General features: G+C 62.5%; 20 protein-coding genes. 9 read left to right on the forward strand and 11 right to left on the reverse strand.

Annotated features, from left to right (window positions below):
* The first annotated feature begins 50 nt into the window (after positions 1-50).
* Complete coding sequence (locus tag A3736_RS06770; RefSeq protein WP_067680852.1) at positions 51-893, forward strand: 1-acyl-sn-glycerol-3-phosphate acyltransferase; 843 nt, start codon at positions 51-53, stop codon at positions 891-893.
* Here A3736_RS06770 and A3736_RS06775 read toward each other — a convergent pair.
* From A3736_RS06775 to A3736_RS06795, 5 genes are all read right to left on the reverse strand, one after another.
* Positions 890-1,774, reverse strand: a complete 885-nt coding sequence (locus A3736_RS06775; protein ID WP_082851354.1) for a LysR family transcriptional regulator — start codon at positions 1,772-1,774, stop codon at positions 890-892. The two genes, A3736_RS06770 and A3736_RS06775, sit on opposite strands and share 4 nt — an antisense overlap.
* Positions 1,775-1,836: 62 nt before the next feature.
* The gene (locus A3736_RS06780) at positions 1,837-2,766 is read right to left on the reverse strand and encodes a hemolysin family protein (RefSeq protein WP_067680799.1); all 930 of its coding nucleotides are present in this window, start codon (positions 2,764-2,766) and stop codon (positions 1,837-1,839) included.
* A 23-nt stretch (positions 2,767-2,789) separates the two neighbouring features.
* The gene (gene ybeY / locus A3736_RS06785) at positions 2,790-3,281 is read right to left on the reverse strand and encodes an rRNA maturation RNase YbeY (protein ID WP_067680803.1); all 492 of its coding nucleotides are present in this window, start codon (positions 3,279-3,281) and stop codon (positions 2,790-2,792) included.
* Positions 3,281-4,336, reverse strand: a complete 1,056-nt coding sequence (locus tag A3736_RS06790) for a PhoH family protein (RefSeq protein ID WP_233999293.1) — start codon at positions 4,334-4,336, stop codon at positions 3,281-3,283. Before A3736_RS06790 ends, ybeY begins: the two co-directional genes overlap by 1 nt.
* A gap of 168 nt (positions 4,337-4,504) precedes the next feature.
* A complete protein-coding gene (locus A3736_RS06795) occupies positions 4,505-5,215 on the reverse strand; it encodes a transporter (RefSeq protein ID WP_067680806.1) in 711 nt (236 codons plus the stop codon).
* Between the two features lie 350 nt (positions 5,216-5,565).
* Between A3736_RS06795 and A3736_RS17035 the strand changes: the two genes are divergently transcribed.
* The 4 genes from A3736_RS17035 to A3736_RS06815 all read left to right on the forward strand — a co-directional run bounded on the left by A3736_RS17035 (position 5,566) and on the right by A3736_RS06815 (position 9,681).
* Positions 5,566-6,501 (forward strand): hypothetical protein, encoded by a 936-nt coding sequence (locus tag A3736_RS17035; protein ID WP_156502025.1) that lies wholly within the window; start codon positions 5,566-5,568, stop codon positions 6,499-6,501.
* A 148-nt stretch (positions 6,502-6,649) separates the two neighbouring features.
* A complete protein-coding gene (locus A3736_RS06805) occupies positions 6,650-7,570 on the forward strand; it encodes a hypothetical protein (protein WP_067680812.1) in 921 nt (306 codons plus the stop codon).
* An 89-nt stretch (positions 7,571-7,659) separates the two neighbouring features.
* Positions 7,660-8,559, forward strand: coding sequence for a hypothetical protein (locus tag A3736_RS06810; RefSeq protein WP_067680815.1), 900 nt, complete (start codon positions 7,660-7,662; stop codon positions 8,557-8,559).
* 204 nt (positions 8,560-8,763) lie between these two features.
* Positions 8,764-9,681 carry a hypothetical protein gene (locus A3736_RS06815; protein WP_197465523.1) on the forward strand — a complete coding sequence of 306 codons (918 nt, stop codon included), beginning with the start codon at positions 8,764-8,766 and terminating at the stop codon, positions 9,679-9,681.
* Positions 9,682-9,692: 11 nt separating this feature from the next.
* Here the strand turns inward: A3736_RS06815 and miaB are convergent, their stop codons facing one another.
* Both miaB and A3736_RS06825 read right to left on the reverse strand, forming a co-directional pair.
* The gene (miaB, locus tag A3736_RS06820; RefSeq protein ID WP_067680819.1) at positions 9,693-11,054 is read right to left on the reverse strand and encodes a tRNA (N6-isopentenyl adenosine(37)-C2)-methylthiotransferase MiaB; all 1,362 of its coding nucleotides are present in this window, start codon (positions 11,052-11,054) and stop codon (positions 9,693-9,695) included.
* An 88-nt stretch (positions 11,055-11,142) separates the two neighbouring features.
* Complete coding sequence (locus A3736_RS06825; RefSeq protein WP_067680821.1) at positions 11,143-11,604, reverse strand: peptidylprolyl isomerase; 462 nt, start codon at positions 11,602-11,604, stop codon at positions 11,143-11,145.
* A 103-nt stretch (positions 11,605-11,707) separates the two neighbouring features.
* Here A3736_RS06825 and mgtE point away from each other — a divergent pair, with 103 nt between their 5' ends.
* The 3 genes from mgtE to A3736_RS06840 are packed head-to-tail and all read left to right on the forward strand — an operon-like array spanning position 11,708 to position 13,871.
* Positions 11,708-13,153, forward strand: a complete 1,446-nt coding sequence (gene mgtE, locus A3736_RS06830; protein ID WP_067680823.1) for a magnesium transporter — start codon at positions 11,708-11,710, stop codon at positions 13,151-13,153.
* Positions 13,154-13,184: 31 nt separating this feature from the next.
* On the forward strand, positions 13,185-13,574 hold the full coding sequence (locus tag A3736_RS06835) for a DUF1489 family protein (RefSeq protein ID WP_067680825.1): 390 nt from the start codon (positions 13,185-13,187) through the stop codon (positions 13,572-13,574).
* A 51-nt stretch (positions 13,575-13,625) separates the two neighbouring features.
* Positions 13,626-13,871: a hypothetical protein gene (locus A3736_RS06840; RefSeq protein WP_067680827.1), complete on the forward strand. Its 246-nt coding sequence runs from the start codon at positions 13,626-13,628 to the stop codon at positions 13,869-13,871.
* Positions 13,872-13,929: 58 nt separating this feature from the next.
* Here the strand turns inward: A3736_RS06840 and A3736_RS06845 are convergent, their stop codons facing one another.
* From A3736_RS06845 to A3736_RS06855, 3 genes are read right to left on the reverse strand one after another with little or no spacing between them, the layout of a single operon-like run.
* A complete protein-coding gene (locus A3736_RS06845) occupies positions 13,930-14,613 on the reverse strand; it encodes a DsbA family oxidoreductase (protein WP_067680830.1) in 684 nt (227 codons plus the stop codon).
* Positions 14,610-15,494, reverse strand: coding sequence for an NAD(+) diphosphatase (gene nudC, locus A3736_RS06850; RefSeq protein WP_067680832.1), 885 nt, complete (start codon positions 15,492-15,494; stop codon positions 14,610-14,612). Before nudC ends, A3736_RS06845 begins: the two co-directional genes overlap by 4 nt.
* Positions 15,494-16,810, reverse strand: coding sequence for a serine hydrolase (locus A3736_RS06855; protein ID WP_067680839.1), 1,317 nt, complete (start codon positions 16,808-16,810; stop codon positions 15,494-15,496). Before A3736_RS06855 ends, nudC begins: the two co-directional genes overlap by 1 nt.
* 134 nt (positions 16,811-16,944) lie before the next feature.
* On the opposite strand from A3736_RS06855, the gene A3736_RS06860 reads away from it, so the two are divergent.
* Positions 16,945-17,166, forward strand: coding sequence for a hypothetical protein (locus tag A3736_RS06860; RefSeq protein ID WP_067680842.1), 222 nt, complete (start codon positions 16,945-16,947; stop codon positions 17,164-17,166).
* Between the two features lie 22 nt (positions 17,167-17,188).
* On the opposite strand, the gene A3736_RS06865 is transcribed toward A3736_RS06860, so the two are convergent.
* Complete coding sequence (locus A3736_RS06865; protein ID WP_067680844.1) at positions 17,189-18,199, reverse strand: A/G-specific adenine glycosylase; 1,011 nt, start codon at positions 18,197-18,199, stop codon at positions 17,189-17,191.
* Positions 18,200-18,394: the final 195 nt, after the last annotated feature.

The raw sequence follows: 18,394 nt of genomic DNA on the forward strand, positions 1-18,394 counted from the left end.
CTTTGAGCGATCGGGCCCGCCGCCGGGCGGAGAAATACGGGCGCAAGCGCATGGCCGCGATGCGTGGCGAAACGGTGCCCCTGACCGTACCCGGTTGGATCCGCTTCACGATACGGGCGATCGGCATTCTCGCTTTGCTGATCGTATTCGTACCGCTCCATTATCTCTATCGCATCTTCGCATACGGATCGCCCTTCCCCATGCTGTTCCTGCGCTACACCGCGCGCGTGGTGGGTGCGAAGGTCCATCGGATCGGCACTCCGTTGCGGCGCGACGTGTTCTTCGTTTCCAATCACCTGTCATGGATCGACATTCTGGCGCTAGCCGGAGCGAGTGGGACTGCCTTCGTCGCCAAGCAGGAATTGTCCGAAGTGCCCGTGATCGGCTGGCTATGCAGTCTCAACCGCACCGTGTTTGTGAAGCGCGAAAACCGGATGGGCGTGGCCGAGCAGATCAACGCATTGAAGGAAGCGCTGCAGGACAATTGGTCGGTCACGGTCTTTCCCGAAGGCACGGTGACCGACGGCCAGTCTATCCTTCCCTTCAAATCCAGCATGTTGAGCGTGCTCGAACCGCCGCCTTCCGGCGTCCTGGTCCAGCCGGTGGTGATGGATTACGGCGCGGTCGCCGAAGAAATCAGCTGGATCGGCGAGGAAAGCGGCCTCCACAATGCGATGCGCGTGATGGCGCGGCCCGGAACGTTCCGACTGGATATCCACTTCCTAGACCCGTTCAGCCCCGAAGACCATCGCGGCAGAAAGGCCATCGCCGCCCAGGCGCGCACGCAGATCGTCGAGCGCCTGGAGGAGGTGCTCGGCAAACCCCTGCGCGATTACCAGCATACGGTCGAGGCGATCCGGTATCGCCCTCCCGCCTCCACAGAAAAGACTTAAAGCTCGGCCCTGACCAGCCAGTCGTGGAAGATGCGCACCGGTCGTTCTTCCAGCGCCGTGGGCTTGCAGACGAACCAATAGCTATACGGGCTTTCGACATCGACGCCGAAGAGGTTTGTCAGCCGATCGTCGGCCGCGCGGCGCATGTGATCGTCATGCATGATTGCGATGCCGAGGCCCTGCTTGGCCGCCTCGAGCATCAGCTGACCCGAATCGTAATGGTCGATCGCCGCCGGTTCGAGATCGTGCATTGCCAGCGCCGCCTTCCACGCTTCGAAACTGGCGGGCAATTCGTTGTGGATGAGGAAAGTCTGCGCTTCCAGCCTTGCCCGATCGGGTTCGTCGCCCACTGCCGCGGCGATATCGCGACTGGCGATCGCGTGGACGCGATTATGGTCGAGCCGCACCGCATGAAGCCCGCTCGCCGGGCCGCGCGACAGGATGATCCCGGCATCGAGCGTATCGCCGACCCGGTCCTCGATATGCGGACCGGTATCGATGTCGATATGCAGGAGGGGATGCGAACGACGCAATTCCGCAAGGCGCGGAAACAGACGCTGGCTGCCGAACAGCGGGAGGACGCCGAGACGCAGGCGAAGAAGCGACAGGTTTTCGGACTGGCTTTCCACCGCGCGCGCAAGCGATTCAAGATGCGGATTGACCGCTTCGTAGAATGCCTGCCCCTCGTCGGTCAGCTGCATCGACTGGCGGGCGCGCGTGAACAGCTTCTTGCCCACAAAGCTTTCGAGATTCCCGATCCGGCGCGACAGGGCCGAGGGGCTTAGGCCCAATTCATCCGCAGCGGCACGTGCGGACCCCATGCGCACCGTGCGCACGAAAGCTTCCAATGCGCGCAAGGGTGGAAGACGACGAACGGCCATGGGGCCTACTCGTATTCACCGCCCCACTTGCTGTCGAGCGGGAATTGCAGATTTCGCAACCTTTAATCTTCTTCCAGGCTTTCTTGCGGCGCATGCAACCGCAAGCGTGTGACGTGGGTTTCGTCGCCCTCGGTCACTTCGATGCGCCAGCCGCTGGGATGATCGACGATCGTGCCCACCGGCGGCACCTGTTCTGCCAAAACGAAAGCCAGGCCGCCCAGCGTATCGACCGCTTCCTCGACTTCGGCGAGGCGTGCATCGATCAGCTCGGCGACATCGTCCAGTTCGGCACGCGCGTCGCATTCCCAGATCCCGTCGCCCATCGGACGGATCATTTCGAGCGGCGCATCGTCATGCTCGTCCTCGATTTCGCCGACGATCTCCTCGACCAGATCCTCGATCGTGATAATCCCGTCCGTGCCGGAAAACTCGTCCAGCACGATGGCGAGGTGCATCCGTTGCGAGCGCATATCCGCCAGCACGTCGAGCGCGTTGCGGGTCTGGGGCACGTAAAGGGGCTGCCGCATCAGCGCGGTCCAGTCGCTGGGCGGCGGATCGGCCTTGGCGAGATAGGGGAACACGTCCTTGATGTGAATCATCCCGATCACATCGTCCAACTGGTCGCGATAGACCGGCATGCGCGAATGGCCGTTATCCGCGAAGATCGCGATCATCTCGTCCCAGCTGGCATCGGCGCGGATCGCCACGATCTCACCCCGCGGCACGGCAACGTCATCCGCGTCGTGCTCGCTGAAATGGAGGAGATTGCGCAGCATCTGCCGCTCGACCGGGCTGAGATCGCCCTTGGCCTTCTCCTCGGGCGAATCCTCGTCCACGCTCTGGTCGTGGCCGTGTTCGTGTTCGTCGATAGCCTCTTCGAGCTGCGCGCGCAGCGAGCGCCCGCCCTCTCCGGCTCCGAACATGCGTTTGAAAGCGGACACCAGTCCGCCGTTACTTTCCGCGTCTCCCGCGGCGGTGTCAGGATCGGGCATGGCCCTCTTGCGTGCTCCTTAAGCTAGTCGCGGTCCCCATATGGGTCGGCGATGTCCAGTTTGGCAAGCGCCGCAATTTCCAATCGTTCCATCGCTTCGGCCTGATCGTCGCTTTCGACATGATCGTGACCCGCCAGATGCAGCAGACCATGGACGATTAAGTGGGCGGTATGCCGGGCGAGCGGGATGCCTTTTTCCTCCGCCTCGCGCGCGCAGGTCTCGTAAGCGAGAGCGAGATCGCCCAGCATTTCCGGAGCGCCTTCCTCAGCCAGACCGGTCAGCGCATCGCGCGACAGCATGGGGAAGGACAAAACGTTCGTCGGCTTGTCCTTCGCCCGCCATTCCTTGTTCAGCGCCCACACTTCCTCGTCCAGCGTGAACAGGACGCTAGCCGTCAGGCGCGGATTGGCGAGCGCGGGTTCGACCGATTCGGCGGCGGAATACGCACGCTCGGCAAGGTCCGCCCAATCCGCTTCGTCCGCAGGCCAGCCGTCGACCTCGATATCGAGATCCATCAGGCGGCAGGCCCCTCATAGGCCTCGACGATCCGCCCCACGATCGGGTGGCGCACGACATCGGCCGCCGTGAACCGGATCGTGCCGAAACCATCGACGCCTTCGAGCTTGTCGACCGCATCGGCCAGCCCGCTCATCCGGTCGCCGCCGGGAATGTCGACCTGGCGCGGATCGCCGCAGATGACCATTCGGCTGTTCTGCCCGAAGCGCGTCAGGAACATCTTCATCTGCTCGCGCGTGGTGTTCTGCGCCTCGTCCAGGATCACAAAGGCATCGGCCAGCGTGCGTCCGCGCATAAAGGCGATCGGCGCGATCTCGATCTCTCCGGAAGCGAGCCGCCGCTCGACCTGTTCGGGCGGCATGCAATCGTAGAGCGCATCGTAGAGTGGGCGCAGATAGGGATCGACCTTGTCCTTCATATCGCCCGGCAGGAAGCCGAGCTTCTCGCCCGCCTCGACCGCCGGGCGCGACAGGATCAGGCGCTGGACGCTTCCGGTGATGAGCTGCGCGACGGCCTGCGCCACGGCGAGATAGGTCTTACCCGTCCCCGCCGGGCCGAGAGCGAAGATGATATCGTCGCGCACCAGGCTGCGCATATAAGTCGCCTGCGTGGCGGAGCGCGGCACGATCGTCTTGCGCCGGGTGCGGATCATGATCGGCGGCATACCCGCCCGCTCGCCCGGCTCGCCCTCGACGATCCCGTCGAGGGTCGGCTCGTCCGACATGGCGATGATCGATTCGATCAGACCCGCATCGAGATCCTGACCGATGGCGAGCTTGTCATACATCGCTCTCAATACATCGCGCGCCCGGGCGACGCTATCTTCCGGCCCTTCGAGATGCAGCTCGTTCCCCCGCGCCGAGATGAATACGCCGAGGCGGTTTTCCACCTGCACCAGATTGGCGTCGAACTGTCCGAACAGGGCACCCAGAAGGCTCTGATTATCGAAGCTCAGATCGAGCTGGGCCCGTCGTACCTCGCGCTGAGGGACGGGAGGCTTGCTGAAGCCGATGCGCTGATCACGCTCCGGCCGGTTTGCGGGTTTTCGAGCCATGCGCTCCTTTCGTGTTCCGAAAGGGAATTTAGGAGCCTTCGCGCCGAGAGCAAGCGTCCTGCGTTGCTATTTCAGTGGATTACCGCGCCAGGCGCAGCGCGGCGAAAACATGGAAATCGCCGCTCCCGTCGCTATCGCCCAGAACTGCCTGGCCGGCTGCGGCCAAGGTCAGTCCGGGGCGAAATCCCACGCCAGACCAGGTCCGAACAGATAAAGCTTCTGTCCGCCAAGACCTTCGCCCTGCGCGTAGAATTCTCCACCTAGCGACAGACTCGGTATTATCCGCTTGCTGACGACGGCGCCGATAAAGGGCAAATCGCCCCCATCTTCGTCGCTCGAGAAGGAATAGCCTCCCCCACCATAAAGCGACCAGTCTCCGATATCGGTCCCGATCCAGATCGGCAGGTCGAAGCCCGTCTTGCTCCTTCCCTCGCTCGCCATCCCCACGGCCAGGGTCGGCGCGATGGCGAGCGACACTTGGCCGGGTTCTCCCGCGATCAACCCGATCTTGGCCTGTATCGTCGTATCGCCGATGGCGAAGCGATCGGTTTCCAGCTGCGGCCCAAAATTCGCCACCGGCACAGTAACGCCGAGTTGAAAATTATCCGCGATCCCGACGCTCACATCGATCCCGGCTTCGCCTTCGAAATCCATGCTGGTGATGGTGCCGTCCGAATAGGCGAGGATCTCGTACTCGCCAGCCGCCAACGTCCCCGGATCGTCAGTGGTGTAGGGAATATCCGCCAGCGCCGGCGCGGCCAGCGCCGCCAGCCCCAGGGGCGAGGTTCTGACAATGGCCCGCATGAAGCGCGGCAATCCCGACAGAGCGATGCGCTCGCTCCTGCCGAAGTGAGGCAAAGAAATTTTGTTGAATTCCATAAACGTCGCAGCCCCGAACACGCGGCGAGGATACCGCGTAACATGTGCTCGGTCGGCCCTGCGCACGTCACAAGGTGAGCGTACGATTCGACGGATGGCGAGCCGATCCCGACTACGACGAAATGGTGAAAATCCGCTTGCCGTGTTGGCGCCGTCGGAAAGTTCGCTTCCAACTGTTCCGATTGCCCCGAACCATCGATGCCGAGGCAATCTTCAATTCGCAAAATTAGGCCATTGATGGAGCAGCGTCGTCTGCCGCGAAGTCGGAGCATCATCATTTGATTGGTTTTCGCTTTACACGAGGCTCTCTAAATGTTTGCAATGAATGAATTGCTTGCGAAAGACTCGGAATGAAAAAAGCATTGTCCGCCCTCATCCTTAGCTCGGCATGCATCTTCACTTCTGCAGCAGCGCAATCGCAGTCGGTGGACGGAGCAGGAGAACAATCCTCGGCAGTCGAACCGAAATCCAATAATGACGATACGATTGTCGTTACCGGTGAATCCGACCGTGAACGCGTAAAAGAACTTGGCAAGGTCATCACCCGCCCGGCACGCGCGAACAAGGCGATCGCTCGATTCCACAATCCCATCTGTTTAAAAGTTTCGGGATTACCCGTTGAAATGGCGGAACTCGTTGCCACCCGCATAAAGGATAACATCTCCTCCATTCCCGCACTCCGGATGGGGGGCGAGGGATGCAAGCCGAACGCCTTCGTCGGCGTTCTCAATAACGTGAACGAAGTCTTCGACAGCCTTCTCAAGGAGGAAAAATGGCTGTTTACCGGTTTGTTCATATATCAGAAAAAGCGGATTTCGAAGGGCTCGGAAGCGGTACGAGCATGGCATGTCTTCGGCGAGCGCAATATCGACGGTACGGAAATTCCCGGGAAGCAACGCGGCGCCAGCGACGCGCAATCGATCGCCAGTTCCGCCAACAGAGTTCATTACACCGGGCGTTCCAACAGAACTCCGGTCGAGATCGCGGGAGCCGTGGTTTTGGTGGAGACGGCCGCTCTGCAAGGCAAGACTTTCCGACAGCTCGCCGATTACGCGACGATCCGCATCCTTGCTTCGGTCACCGACGAAATCGACGGTTCGCGGCCAAGTCTGCCTACAATCCTCACGCTGTTCGACCCTTCATCTGCGTACCAGCCGCCAGAGCTGAGCGGGTTCGATCGGGCCTATCTCGATGCGCTATACGAACTTCCCATCAACAGTCGCGATGCTCAAGTTATTGCCGCTGCAGGCAGGCGATATCGCGCGGCCGATCGAGTGGAAGAATAATCCGCGAAACTCTTTGCAGAAATGTCCCGGAACTTTCGGATATTGAATCGCGCGAGCACAGATAAACGCATTTACGTTCGTCGAGCAAGGATCGCGCTACGTCGTATTCTTCCTTGTTTTGAACAATTTGTCTGCAATAGGTCTCGCCATGAGACAAACGATCCAAGCCCTCGCCCTCGGCGCCGCCCTGATGTTCGCCCCCGCTGCCGTTCACGCGCAAGCGGAGGTCGAGCAGACCCAAGACGCCGTCGCCGATCCTGAAAACACCATCATCGTTACGGGCGAGAGCGATCGCGAAGTGGTCGAGGAACTCGGAAAGATCATCACCCGGCCCTCGCGCGCGGGCAAGCCGATCGCTCGCTTCGATGACGCGGTCTGCGTAAAGGTATCGGGATTGCCGGACGATATGGCCGAACTGGTCGCGCAACGTATCCGCGACAACGTATCCTCCATCCGCGGCGTGTCGCTCGGCGAAGAAGGTTGCAAGCCGAATGCGTTTGTCGGGGTTCTCAACAACGTCACCCAGGCCGTCGATAATCTGCGTACCGATGAGCCGTGGCTGTTCGAAGGCCTGTTAAGCTATCAGCTTGACCGGATCTACGACGGATCGGAAGCCGTGCGCGCTTGGCATGTTTTCGACGAACGCAATATGGACGGGTCGCAGATTCCGGGCAAACAACGCGGGACCAGCGGCGAGGATTCGATCGCAAGCACTATCAACATGATCGAAAATGCAAGCCGGTTCGGCAGGACGCGCGTCAATCTGACCGGCGCCGTGGTGCTGGTCGAAACGGGCGCGCTCAGGGAAAAGACTTTCCGCCAGCTCGCCGATTACGCCACGATCCGCATTCTCGCTTCGGTCAGTGACGAGATCGACACGGCGCGTTCCAGCCTTCCGACGATGCTGACGCTGTTCGGTCCGCGTTCGCCCTATCAACCGACCGAGTTGAGCGAGTTCGATCGCGCCTATCTCGAATCGCTTTACGACTTGCCTGCCAATAGCCGTGACGGGCAGGTCATTGCGGCAGCCGTTACTCGGTATCGCACCAATCTCGGCATGGAAGACTGAGACGATCGATCTTCGTGTTTGACTGACGATCCTTGATTCGTGCGCTTGAATAAGTCATTCTTCCCAAAATACTTGGGGAGGAATATTCGATGCGCCGGTCCCGCTTCATTTACCTGGTTTCGATCATTCTTTTTGGGACAGCCCCTCTCGCGGCGCAGGACACCTCGCCCGAGGACGAGATCATCGTCATCGGCCAAAGCGAGGCCGAAGCGGTCAGGGATCTCGCCGAAAATATCACTCGCAAGTCTCGCATCGACAAACCGATTTCGCGTTTCCAAGGTCCGGTTTGCGTCAAGGTGAGCGGCATGCCCATGGACATGGCTGCCATGGTCGAAGAACGCATCAGGGAGAATGTCGAGCGAGTGGGCGCAAAAGTTGGGAAGCCGGATTGCGCGATCAATGCGCTGGTGGCTTTCGTCAACGACGCGCCGGATCTCCTGACCCATCTTCGCGCCGAAGAACCTTGGCTTTTCAACGATATGCTCGAGCACGAATTCGCGCTTCTGGCTGACGAAAAAGACGGCGTGCGCGCCTGGCATACGCGGATGCTGCGCGACAAGGATGGGCGCGAAATACCAATACAGAAGATCAAACTGCCGCGTTACGGACGTGACGTCTTCATGCGCAATCTGAGAAGCTATGATTCGAGTCGGCGCCTCATTCCGATCAGCATGGAGCTCACAGGCGCAGTAGTCCTCTTCGATCTCGCTCGGATCGAAAACAAGACTTTCCGGCAACTTGCCGATTACGCTACTTTGCGCATCCTGGCGCTGAGCGGCAGCGAGAATGTGAGCGCTGAAAGCCAGTCCATCCCTTCGATCACGACCCTGTTCGATGATCCAGGCTCGACACCTTCTGCGCTTTCGACTTTCGATGAAGCCTATCTTACTGCGCTCTATGACGCGCCTTATTACGCCATGAGCGGTTCGCTTCAGAACGCGACACTGCGGCGCTATCGGTCAGCGAAAGGGCAGGATCTCGATCGGTAGGGCAATGTTTTCCAGTTTCGTGCCGAAGCCAAATCGGCGTCCCGCGCGTCGATCGCAATACTATCCGTACAAATTTGAGAAGTCGTCCCGATCAGTTTTTGAATCTTGGGATCAAAGCAAGTCAATTTCGATAATACATGATCGGACTTGCCTATCGTGAGATTCTCTATACCTTTTGATTTATCAATCTTTCGGAAGGAGAAAATGATGCGTGGATTTGGCCTCAAGCGTGTTCTTCTGGCGAGCGCCCTGATCGCTTCTCCGCTGACAGCACAGGATGCTCCTTCCGACGATGAAATCGTCGTAGTCGGCAAAACGGAAGCCGATGCGGTCAAGGATCTCGCCGAAACCATCACCCGCCGCTCGCGCGTCGACAAGCCGATTTCACGCTTCCAGGATCCGGTCTGCCTCAAGGTCAGCGGCATGCCCGAAGAAATGGCGGCGCTGGTCGAGGATCGGATCGAAGCGAATGCGAGACAGGTCGGCGCAAAGCTGGCTGAACCGGACTGCAAGATCAATACGCTGGTCGCCTTCGTGAATGACGCACCCGGCCTGTTCGAGCGTCTGCGCGAGGACGAGCCGTGGCTGTTCAACGACATGATGCGCCACGAGTTTGATCGCGTGGCCAAAGAAGACAGCGGCGTGCGCGCCTGGCACACACAGATGATGCGAGACAGCGCCGGACGGGAAATCCCGTACGAAGTGGTCTTAATCAATGGCAGACACATCGAGATGCCCGTTCTTCGCGTTTACAAAGCCAGTCGGCTTCAGATCCCTATCAGCATGGAACTCACCGGATCGGTCGTGTTGATCGATCTTGCCCATGTTTCCGGTAAGACATTCCGCCAGCTCGCCGATTACGCTTCGATGCGGATTTTGGGCATGACCGGTAGCGAACGTGTCGAAGGTTCCGATACGCGGATCCCCACGATCATGACTCTGTTCGACGAAGGTGAAACCGCTCCCGCCGGATGGACGGAATTCGATCAGGCTTATCTGACGGCTCTTTACGACACGCAGTATTACGCCCGAAGCGGATCGGTCCGCAATATGACCCTGCGGCGCTATCGCGGCCTGATTGCAGACAAGGGTCGAACCGGCGGCGAGATAGAGCCTTCATGAGGCAATAGCGATCAGGCGGAGACTGGCTGTTCCTGATCGAGCCGACCGGCCATGGAATTCGGCCCGGCCTCGCCCAGCGTCACATCGACCAGATCGCCGATCGCGCAGTCTCCCCCATCTTCTCTGGCGAACCACACACTCTGAAGCCAGGGCGACTTGCCGAGCCATTGGCCGGGGAGCTTGCCCTTGCGTTCCACCAGGACCTGGCAAGTCCGGCCTTCTGTGGCGCGATTGAAGGCGAGTTGGTCGCGGTTGAGCGCTGCCTGGAGGCGCTGGAGGCGATCGTCCATGACCTCTTTTGCGACTTGCCCGTCCATCGTCGCCGCGGGCGTGCCGGGACGGGGCGAATATTTGAAGCTGAAGGCCTGCGCGTATTTGACCTCGTCCACCAGCGCGAGGGTCTCTTCGAACTCGGCATCGGTCTCGCCGGGGAAGCCGACGATGAAATCACCCGAGAGCGCGAGGTCGGGTCGAGCGGCGCGGAAGCGTTCGAGGAGCCTCAGATAGCTTTCGGCGGTGTGCGAGCGGTTCATCGCCTTCAGCACCCGGTCGCTGCCCGCCTGTACCGGCAGGTGGAGGAAGGGCATCAGCTTGTCGATCTCGCCGTGCGCAGCGATCAGGGCATCGTCCATATCGGCAGGATGGCTGGTGGTGTAGCGGATGCGTGCAAGGCCATCGATCTTCGCGAGATCGCGGATCAGGCCTGCGAGGCCGACCGCATGACCGCGCTCGTCCTCGCCGCTCCACGCCGAGACGTTCTGGCCGAGCAGCGTGATCTCCTTTGCGCCCGCATCGACCAGCTTGCGCGCTTCGGTCACGAGGTCCCGATAGGGTCGGCTGATTTCCGCGCCGCGCGTATAGGGCACTACGCAATAGGTGCAGAACTTGTCGCAACCTTCCTGCACGGTGAGAAAGGCGTTCGGCGTCACGCGCCTGCGCTCTGGCAGGGCCGCGAATTTCGCGATCGCGGGCATGTCCGTATCGGTCGCCCGCTCGCCCTTCACTGCCCGGTCGAGCATATCCGGCAGGCGGTGATAGGCCTGCGGGCCGACCACCATGGAAACGGCGGGCGCGCGCGCCATGATCTCCTCGCCCTCGGCCTGCGCGACGCAGCCCGCGACCGCAATCAGCGGTTCCTTCCCCGCCGCCCGGCCCGCCTTGGTCAGGCGACCGATGTCGGAATAGACCTTCTCCGCCGCCTTCTCGCGGATGTGGCAAGTGTTGAGGACGACGAGGTCGGCCTCCTCCCCCTCGGGCGCAGGCGCGATGCCGCGCTCGGCCAGCATCTCGGCCATGCGCTCGCCGTCATAGACGTTCATCTGGCAGCCGAAGGACTTGACCCGGTAGGTCTTGGGGGAATTTGTCTGTTTCATGAGTGCCGCGCCTTTACCCGAGGGGGGCGCTCCTTTCAACGAAAAGGGCGGCACCTGGCCGCCCTTCCCTCGTCGCTATTCGTGAGGCTTACGAAACGGTCGCCTTCACGATCTTGCCCGGCTCCTTCGGCGGTTCGCCCTTGGGCAGGGCATCGACGTGTTCCATGCCGCTCTCGACCTGGCCCCAGACGGTGTACTGGCCGTCGAGGAAATGCGCGTCGTCGAAGCAGATGAAGAACTGGCTGTTCGCGCTGTCGGGCACTTGGGTGCGGGCCATCGAGCAGGTCCCGCGCACATGCGGTTCGGCGTTGAATTCGGCCTTCAGGTCGGGCTTGTCGCTGCCGCCCATGCCGGTGCCGGTAGGATCGCCGCCCTGCGCCATGAAGCCGGGGATCACGCGGTGGAACACAACGCCGTCGTAGAAGCCTTCGCCGACGAGTTCGGTGATCCGCTCGACATGGCCGGGCGCGAGATCGGGGCGCAGCTTGATGACCACGTCCTTGTTTTCGCCGTCTCCGGTGTCGAGCGTGAATGTGAGAGTGTCGGCCATCGTGTCTGTCTCCTGATGAATATGTGGCCGCCTACATAGGCGCTCGGGCCCTGATGTCACCCTCTCGCTTGCCATCCGCGTGCGACCGCCTAGAGCGGGCCGCATGGCAGACGATGCTCTCCTCGACGACGACCGGCTGACGGACGACCTGCCCGAGGATGGCGGCCGTCCGGACGACCGCATCGACGACGAGCGGATGGACGAGGAGAATACGCTCAAGCCCGAATTCGTCCGCCGCGTGGAAGACGCGCTGGACGAAGGCGACGAGGGCGCGGTCTACGACCTGGTCGAACCGCTCCACCCCGCCGACGTGGCCGACCTGCTCGAACTGTTCGACCGCGAGGATCGGCGGAAGCTCGCCTCCGCCATCACCGATCTGATGACCGGCGACGTGGTCGCCGAATTGAACGATTACGTCCGCGACGACATGATGGAGGATCTGCCCGCGGCCAGCGTGGCGCAGATCGCCGAACAGCTCGAAACCGACGACGCCGTCCAGCTGATCGAGGATCTCGACGAGGAAGACCAGCAGGCGATCCTCGCCGAGCTGGGCGATGAAGATCGCATCGCGATCGAAAGCGCGCTCGCCTATCCCGAGGAGACCGCCGGGCGCCTGATGAGCCGCGAACTGGTCGCGGTGCCCGAGCATATGAGCGTGGGCGATCTCATCGATTTCTTGCGCGACGGGCGCGACCTGCCGCAGGATTTCTTCGAGGTTTTCGTGGTGGACGAACGGCATCACCCAGTCGGCACCTGCCAGCTCTCGTGGATATTGCGCACGCCGCGCAGCGTCGCGCTCGCCGACGTGATGAAGCGCGACCAGACGCTGATCCCCGCCATGCTCGACCAGGAAGAGGTCGGCAATATGTTCCAGAAATACGCTCTCATTAGCGCCGCCGTGGTGGACGAGAGCGGGCGGCTGGTCGGCCAGATGACGGTGGACGACGTGGTCCACATCATTGCCGAGGAAGCGGGCGAGGACGCGCTGCTGATGTCCGGCGCGGGCGATGGCGACATCAACGAACCGATCCGCGACGCCTATTCCGCCCGCGTGCGCTGGCTGATCGCCAATCTGGGCACGGCCCTGCTCGCCAGCTTTATCATTGCCCTGTTCGGCGCGGCTATCGAACAATTGGTTGCGCTCGCCGTCCTCATGCCGATCGTCGCCAGTATCGGCGGCAATGCGGGCACCCAGACCATGGCGGTGACGGTCCGCGCCATCGCGATGAACCAGCTCACGCGATCGAACACGCGGCGGATCCTGTGGCGCGAACTGCGCGTCGCGATGCTGAACGGCGTCACTATCGCGGTGCTGATCGGGCTGGCGACTGGGGTATTCTTCACCCCCCTGCTCGGCGGTGTGATCGCAGCGGCGATGGTGGTGAACGTGCTGGTGGCAGGGCTCGCGGGCGTCCTCGTCCCTGTCATCTTCGATCGGCTGGATCAGGACCCGGCGGTGGCGTCGAGCGTCTTCGTGACGATGATTACCGATTCCATGGGCTTCTTCGCCTTCCTCGGCCTGGCGGTCGCGAGCGGCGTGGTGGGATGACAATCGGCCGTCAGTTCCCATATCGGACCCGATGCCGCTCAACCTGACCAAGATCGCCTTTGGCGCGAAAAGCTATGCCGATATCGAAAGCTGGTTCGCCAATCGCCCGCGCATGAGCGTGAACACACGCTATCGCCCCACGCGATGGGAGGAATGCATCGGCGGGTCGCTGTTCTGGATCCACGAGCACAATCTCGTCGCGCGCAGCCCCATCATCGGCTTCACCGAACAGGACAATGGCCGCTGGTTCATCGACCTCGAACCCAAATTGATCCCGGTCCTCCCCAAGCCCAAGCGCGCGCATCAGGGCTGGCGCTATCTTAAGGGCGAGCCTCCTCGCGATCTCAAGGATGGCGAGGAAGTGGGCGACGTGATCCCCGGCAAGATCGCAACCAAGCTGCAAAGGCTCGGACTGATTTAATTGGAACGGGACCACTCCCTTACCCGTTGAAGGGTAAAGGAGATTTCAAAAATGCCCGAACGCCAGTCCCGCCATCCCGACAACGAATTGATCGCCGACATCACCGAAGGCGCAACGCCTTCGCAGTCCGGTTCGTCCGGCGGCGAAGTCAACCGCAGGGTCGGCAAGCGTGCCGAATTGAACGGCGCGACGGATCCCGCCAATCGCGAACCCGAAGTGGGATCGGACAATCCCGCCCAGGATGCGCAAAAGGGTCCCAAGACCCGCGCGGCGATTCAGGAAAATCGCAACAGCTAATTGTCGACAGGATCGATGATACAACGCCCCGCCCTCACCCGGCGGGGCGTCCCGCATGTCAGGTGGGAATTTTCTCCGCCACCCGCCTCAGCGCATCGCGATAGACTTGCGGTGATTGCGCGCCGGGGATCATGAAGGCGTTCTCCACCACCATGGCGGGCACGCCGGTTACATTGAGATCGTAAGCCGCGCTTTCCTCGGCCCGCACCTTGTGCGCCCATTCCTTGCTGTCGAGTGCCTCTCCGGCGGCCTCGCGATCGAACCCGGTTTCTTCCGCCACGTCGAGCAGGACGTCCCTTTCGCCGATCGGGCGGCGCGCGTTGAAATGCGCTTCGAACAGAGCGAGTTTGAGCGCGGTCTGGCGGTCATGGCCGTGCACTTCGCCCGCCCACACCAGCAGCTTGTGCGCGGCGAAGGTGTTCCACATCATCGCGTCCGGTGCGGGCTCCTCGCCCTCGTAATCGAGCGACACGCCAGCCGCCTCGGCCGCTGCGCGCATCTGGCCCTGCACGTCGCGCGACTGTTCCAGCGTGCGGCCGTATTTGCGCGCGATATGCGCAGTGCGCTCCTCGCCCTCTTCCGGCATGTCGGGGTTCAGCTCGAAAGCATGCCAGCGCAGGTTCGCCGCGATCTCGCCTTCGAGGCTATCGAGCGCCTGTCTGAGATTGCCCCAGCCGACCAGACACCACGGGCACATGACATCGGACCAGATGTCGATCGTCAGCGTGCGGGGTTCGGTCATTTTTCGCTCCACCAGGTCAGCAAATGCGTCGCGATCGCCTCGCGCGGGGGTTTGGCGAAGGCCGCATCGGGCCCGCCTTCGAGCGCGGCCTTGACCTCGCCGCGCGTGAACCAGCGCAGTTCGGCCAGCTCGGTCTCGTCCAGCGTCAACGCGTCATCGTCGGCAAAGGCGTGGCAGCCGATCATCAGCTGGCTCGGAAACGGCCAGGGCTGGCTGGCGACATAAGTGACATCGCGAACCGCTACGCCGCTTTCCTCCAGCACCTCGCGCGCGACTGCCTCTTCGATGCTCTCGCCCGGCTCCACGAAACCGGCGAGCGCGGAAAAGCGGCCCTCGCCCCAGCCGAGCCCACGCCCCAGCATCAGGCGGTCTTCATGTTCCACCAGCATGATCGTGACGGGATCGGTGCGCGGAAAATGCTGCGCGCCGCAATTCGTGCAATTGCGCTGCCAGCCGCCTTTGGCGATTTGCGTCGCCCCGCCGCACTGGGCGCAGAAGCGATGCCGCGCGTGCCAGTCCACCAGACTGCGCGCGCCGCCATAGACCGCGAGGTCGTCGGCCGAGAGCGCGGCCATCGCCGCCCACAGTGCCGGATTGGCCATGCGCGGCGCGCTGTCGCCCCGGGGCGGGACACAGGCGAAACAGGGCCGGTCTCCATCCAGCCCGAGAAAGACCAGTTCGGCATCTTCGGGAGCCTCGGCGAGGCTGGTCCAGGCAAGCGCGCCTGTATCGTCCACGCCCGGCATCAGGCCGTCGAGCGCGAGCAGCCGCGCGCGCCAGCCCATCATGCCTGCCAAGCGCTCGGGATCGGCCCGAACGTGGTCGGCGCGGTCGATCCGCGATCCGGTGAAGGCCAGAGGAGACGAAGCCGCCACCGCGATCAGGCCGCCGCCCGCATGGCAGTAAGGTCAGACACCACCGCGGCGGGGAAGCCTTCATGGATCGGATAGGCTTCGGACGGCATATACTGCGTGAACAGGGCCGCGCGCAGATCGGCCGCGAAATTCACGAAGGCGACCGTTCCCGCCGCGCCGCCCCAACCGTAGGAGCCGTCGCTGACGCGGCCGCCCGCGCCATAACCTTGGCCAGCGACCCATGTGCCTTCGGTAGTGGCGGTTTCGGGCAGGATGTTCGACGTGCCGAGCTTGACCGCCGCCTCGCTCATCACGCGCGTCCCGTCGATCGCGCCGTATCCCAGCAGCATGCGCAGGAAGCGGTCGTAATCGCGGGGCGACGAGACCAGGCCAGCCCCGCCGAAGGGGAAGGACGGCTCGTCCAGATAGATGGAGGCGCGTGCGGGATCGATCGGAATCGGCACACCGTTGACGATACCGTAATTGGCCGTGAAACGCCCGATCTCGCTCTGCGGGACGCGGAACCAGGTGCTGGTCATGCCGGTAGGCTGGAAAATCCGCTCGTCGAGGAAGCGATCAAACGGCATCCCGCTAGCGACTTCGATCACGCGGCCCATCAGGTCGAGCCCGACCGAATAACTCCATTTCGATCCCGGCTGAAGTACCAGTGGCATCTCGGCCAGCCGGTCCGCGAAAGTGTCGAGACCTTTTACCGCAGGCGCGCGCCCAAGGCCTGGGATCGGCAGGCGGCTTACCTGGCCGGGCACGATCCCGCGCTGGACGTAGGCCTGCGAGATCGGGCCTTTCTGAACGATATTGTAGCCGAGCCCGGCAGTGTGGGTCAGCAATTGGCGGATGGTGATCGGGCGTTCGGCGGGCACGGTATCGGTCAGCGATCCGTCATAGGTCCGCTGAACGCGCATATCGGCGAATTTCGGCAGGATTTCAGCGAGCGGCTGGTCGAGGCCCAATTTGCCCTCGTCGATCAGGATCATCGCAGCCATGCCGGTGATCGGCTTGGTCATCGAATAGATGCGATAGAGCGAATCGATATCGGCGCGCTGGCTCTGCCCGATGGCCAGCGTGCCCTTCGCAATCGTGGTCGGTGCCTGTTGCCCCCAGCCGAGCGTGGCGACCATGTTGGCGACCTTGCGCTCGTCGACATATTTATCGACCATTGCGGCGACCGACGGCCACATCGCGCGCATCGCGTTGCTTGCCGCCGCCTTGTCCTGCGCGAACAGCGCCGGTGCGCCGGAAAGGGCAGCGCCCGCGCCGAGAAGAGCTCCTCCGCGCAGCAGCGCGCGGCGGGAAAAGGCAGTGTCGAAGTCGCGATAGACCAAGTCGTGTTCCTCTCTGACGGTCAGGGCTTTTGCCCTCTACGCGCGGCACTGTGAACGATGGATTGCGGATTGCAACCCGTTCGACCGGGGCATCGAGCCCTTGCGCCGCGCGCCGTGTTGCCTATCTATGACACATGCTCAACATCATTTCTTTCCTGCTCGGACTTCTCTCGCTGGTCATCGTGATCCCTTCGACCATTCCCCTGCTTGGTTGGGGAAACTGGTTCGCCCTGCCGCTGATCGTGGCTGGCGTGGTTGCCGGGCAATTGTCGTCCAAGCGCTCGGGCCGCAATTTCTGCCTGATCGTACTACTTGTCGCGGTGATCCGCCTGTCGCTCGGCGGCGGGATTATCTGACGCGGGATCTTCAGGCGCGGAGTCAGGCCAGCGCGAGCCGCGCGGCCTTTGCATAAAGCGTCGGTAGGCCGGCAGCCTCGATCCGGTCGATCCGCCACCATTCGCCTTCTCCCAGAGGGACGGACCCGCGCACGACCGACAATTCCAGGTCGAAATGCGTGAATCCATGGCGCACCAGGCCGAGCATCTCGCCCTCTTCCCCTCCGAGGCCATCGCCCCGCGCGGACCAGCCGTCATCGGGCAGAGCGCGCATGCCGCCGAGCATGCCCTTGCCCGGACGCGTTACCAGCCAGACCACCGGCCCTTCCGGTCCCTCACGTTCGATCCACCAGGCGCGGCCCTGTCTCAGCGGTTTCGCTTTCTTAGCCGGTTTGACGGGAAAGCGCGCCGGATCGCCTGCGATCCTGCCCTCGCAATCGCCCGCCAAGGGGCAGAGCAGGCATTTCGGATCCCGCGTCGTGCAGATCGTCGCGCCGAGATCCATCATGCCCTGCGCAAAATCGCCCGCGCGCCGGTCGGGTGTGATCGCATCCGTCTTTGCCCGGATCGATTTGCGCGCGCCGGGCAGAACCTCGTCGATCGCGAACAGGCGCGAAACGACGCGCTCGACATTGGCGTCCACCACAACGGCGCGCTGCTCGAATGCGATCGCCGCCACCGCAGCCGCGGTATAAGCGCCGAGCCCCGGCAATTCGCGCAGGCCCTTTTCCGTCTCGGGAAAGCCGCCGCGCTGCGCCACCGCGCGCGCCGCCTTCACCAGATTGCGCGCCCGCGAATAATATCCCAGCCCCGCCCACGCGGCCATGATCTCCTCTTCCGGCGCGGCGGCCAGATCGTCGATGGTGGGCCAGCGATCGGTAAAGGCGTGGAAATACGGTTTCACCGCCGCGACGGTGGTCTGCTGCAGCATGATTTCCGACAGCCAGACGCGATAGGGATCGTTCGGCGGCTCACCCGGCTGCGCTCGCCACGGCAGCACGCGCGCATGATCGTCGTACCAGGCGAGAAGATGGGCCGCGATGCTGGAGGTCACGCCGGTCCTATGGCATAGGCCCCTGCGTAATGGAAAGCGACGACACCCCGGCCAAGACGCCCTCTGCTTCGCGGACCGATGCCAAACCGCGCAAGAAAGCCAAATTCCGCGAATATCATCGCCCGCGCGGCGGGCGATGATATTCGCGGAATTTGGCTTTCTTGCGCGGTTTGGCATCGGTCCGCGAAGCAGAGG

The organism is Erythrobacter sp. HI0063 (assembly GCF_001635685.1).
GTDB lineage: Bacteria > Pseudomonadota > Alphaproteobacteria > Sphingomonadales > Sphingomonadaceae > Qipengyuania.